3 protein-coding genes are annotated in these 2,994 nt (G+C 36.3%); all 3 read right to left on the bottom strand.

The annotated features are described in order from the left end of the window. Positions 1-184 precede the first annotated feature (184 nt). Genes P375_RS11720 through udk form a run of 3 tightly spaced genes read right to left on the bottom strand, consistent with a single transcriptional unit; the run spans position 185 to position 2,709 of the window. The gene (locus P375_RS11720) at positions 185-1,453 is read right to left on the bottom strand and encodes a hypothetical protein (RefSeq protein ID WP_039137248.1); all 1,269 of its coding nucleotides are present in this window, start codon (positions 1,451-1,453) and stop codon (positions 185-187) included. A gap of 2 nt (positions 1,454-1,455) precedes the next feature. Further along, the gene (gene dcd, locus P375_RS11725; RefSeq protein ID WP_039137250.1) at positions 1,456-2,037 is read right to left on the bottom strand and encodes a dCTP deaminase; all 582 of its coding nucleotides are present in this window, start codon (positions 2,035-2,037) and stop codon (positions 1,456-1,458) included. 15 nt (positions 2,038-2,052) lie between these two features. Then, positions 2,053-2,709 (bottom strand): uridine kinase, encoded by a 657-nt coding sequence (gene udk, locus P375_RS11730; protein WP_039137251.1) that lies wholly within the window; start codon positions 2,707-2,709, stop codon positions 2,053-2,055. Positions 2,710-2,994: the final 285 nt, after the last annotated feature.

Genomic DNA, 2,994 nt, shown 5'->3' on the forward strand with positions numbered 1-2,994 from the left:
CATAAGATTATGTTTATAAAGGATTTTTTAAATAAAAAGAGTTGCTAATATTTTGAAAAATAAATATTAGCAACAAAATTGTCCACATGGCATAGTTTTTGATAGATCAGCAACAATTTTGTCTACTATGCCTTCCAAATTGCCTGTTGAAAATGACTACTTAGCGTTGCTTTGCTGTTGCTAGTTATAATTTTTCCAGTAATTGTTGTAATTTTGATTTTACTTTCTCTTTGAGAACATCATCCAAACGGATACGGTAACGCGGTGATGCGCAATCGCCATTTAGCTCAACGCCCAGTTGATATTGTTGATATTTTTGTTGATGGGGCTGAATAGCAAATTGCCATTCACATTGTGAGGATTGTGGGTGAACATTGCCCTGACCGGAGAGATTGACCGCCGGTAAATCAAGTTCGATATGTTGTAGTTGAAGCAGTGATGAATCGCCGATCAGACTGCCACTAAGTTTATTAAACTTACTATCTTGCAACGATCTATCCGGATTAGTTAATGAAAAAGGCAACGATGACTCCAATAAGTTTACCACATTAAATCCTTTAATCTTACCGCCATTGACACTTTCAAAATGAAAATGAACTTGCTGTTTCTGCTCTGCAACCGTAGCTATTTCACCATTAAAATCAAAAGAAGATTCAATCAATGGTTGATAACCAAGCAATGTTGTTATCGGTTCAAGTGGCACATTTTCTCCAACAAAATGCCACTTATTACGTAGCTGATCATTATTTTTCTGCGTTAATAAGATTTGAGCATTCGGAGCAAAAACAAATTGCCAATCAAATTGATTTTTTGCTTTGAAATTCATTTGAATACGAGGCAATTTTAACTTATTCAGTATAATCTCCGTTGCCTTAGCTTCTCCGACATTACCATCAACCAAGGCTTCATCAACCTGTAATTTTGTGGATTTCATCTCACCAATTTTATGCAACCATTGCCAATCAACATTAAGTTGCTTTACTAGATATTTATGCTCGCCGAGCTGAAAATAAAATTGCCCTTTTAGATGCTGAAAATAACGGTTTTCTGCTTTTGAAAACTCAACTTTAGCACTTAATACGGATGTTTGGCTAATCTGTTTTACCACCGCTGAAATATGGGTTAAATAAGCTTCATCATCCTTATAAATGCTACCGTTCTCAACTTCGAGCTGTTTAATCCAATTTTTGCCGGAAATCCACCCCCAATAATTGAGAATTAATTTCAGCTCTTCGGCAGAAAACATCCAACCATTTTTATGGTAATGAACCTCTTCAGCGTGAATAGTTAAAGGGAAATAAGAGAAACTTAAACTCTCCGGTTTAAGTTTGATATTGTAATCGGAAGCAAGACGCTGCGTGATATAGTGAGCCATCTTTGGGATTTGGTAGTACACCAGACCAATGCTTAATAACATCACTGTAATAACAATAAGCAGCCACTTCCGTTTCATAATCAGTCCTTATCTATCCTACTCGCCACTGCACCTTGCTGATTCTTATATTTTGCATCCGACCTACTGTTATATGGCCTTTGAGCTTCACCACTCAACACTTCAAAACTCAAAGCGCCGATTACCATTTTAGGTCGCAATGCTAATGGCAATTTACCTGAGTTATAAAATTCCAGCACAATCCGTCCTTCCCAACCCGGATCAATACGATGAGCTGTGACGTGAACCATTAATCCTAGCCGAGCCAATGATGAACGCCCATCCAACCAACCTATAATATTACTAGGCAATTTAACTGATTCATAAGTGCTTGCCAATGCCAAGACACCAGGATGTAAAAAGAAAGGCTCCCCATCCTCAATGATAATTTCATCGCTCATCACGCTCTCTAATTGTGCCGTTACAGACTCTCTCGGACCGCTTAAATCAATGTAAGCAGCAGAATGATCGCGAAATACGCGGAAAGAATTACCTAAACGAACATCCACTGTTGCACCATTAATTTTACTGCTGTCAGGACGCGGGGTTAGAACAATCTTACCTTCATCCAAATAGCGTTCAATATCAATATCACATAATCTCATCGCTTCACCTTTCCACTATTTTTTACGAAGTAATTGTAAAATTTGCGCCTTTAAAATATTTATGGCAATACGATTTTTTCCTCCACGTGGCACAATAATATCTGCATACTGTTTTGACGGCTCAATAAATTGAAAGAACATTGGACGAACTGTTTTGCGATACTGCTCTACGACTGAATCCATTGTTCTTCCACGTTCTTCCATATCTCGTTTTAAACGACGAATAAAACAGATATCCAACGGTGCATCTACAAAGATAGAAACATTGATTTCGTTACGAATACGTTCATCAGTCAACAACAAAATTCCTTCAAGAATAATCACCTTTTTCGGCTCAAAATGTCTCGTATTTCCGGTACGAGTATGTTCAACGTAACTATATTCTGGAATTTCTACCGCCTCACCTGTTTTTAATGACTGTAAATGTTGTAACAACAACTCACGATCCATTGAATTCGGGTGGTCATAATTAGTTTTAGTTCGAGTCTCAAAATCTAGATGGCCTTGATCTTTGTAATAACAATCTTCCGAAATAATACCAATCTCTTCACATCCCAACTCTTCACAAAGCTCTTTATAAATTGTTGAAGCAATTAGACTTTTTCCTGATGCTGAAGCTCCAGCAATACCAATGATAATAGAAGGTTCTTGTGTTGTTTCAATTTCTGACATAATAATTTCGCCATTTAACCGATAAATAAAAAATTCCAACTATTATAAAGAAAAGGGGGTTAACTGTTAAGTCATAGAAAAAGAATCCATTTAAAGTATGGGAAAAGCATCATAAAAAAAATAAATTCCCTCAAAATCTGGAGTCTATTGTGATAAAGATAAGGGATAAAATGGAAACTTTACAATATCAAGTAAAAAACATAGTTGATAGACATCGAACAAACTGAAAATATAAGCAAGATCGGCATTATTTATACACCAAAGTAAATAGGCATAGTAGACAAA

Origin of the sequence: Gallibacterium genomosp. 2 (genome assembly GCF_000771895.1) — a bacterium.
Lineage (GTDB): Bacteria > Pseudomonadota > Gammaproteobacteria > Enterobacterales > Pasteurellaceae > Gallibacterium.

Bases quoted from the DNA above. Each gene is read 5' to 3' on its own strand.
- P375_RS11720 (WP_039137248.1), bottom strand. From the start codon at position 1,453: ATGAAACGGAAGTGGCTGCTTATTGTTATTACAGTGATGTTATTAAGC.
- udk (WP_039137251.1), bottom strand. From the start codon at position 2,709: ATGTCAGAAATTGAAACAACACAAGAACCTTCTATTATCATTGGTATT.
- dcd (WP_039137250.1), bottom strand. From the start codon at position 2,037: ATGAGATTATGTGATATTGATATTGAACGCTATTTGGATGAAGGTAAG.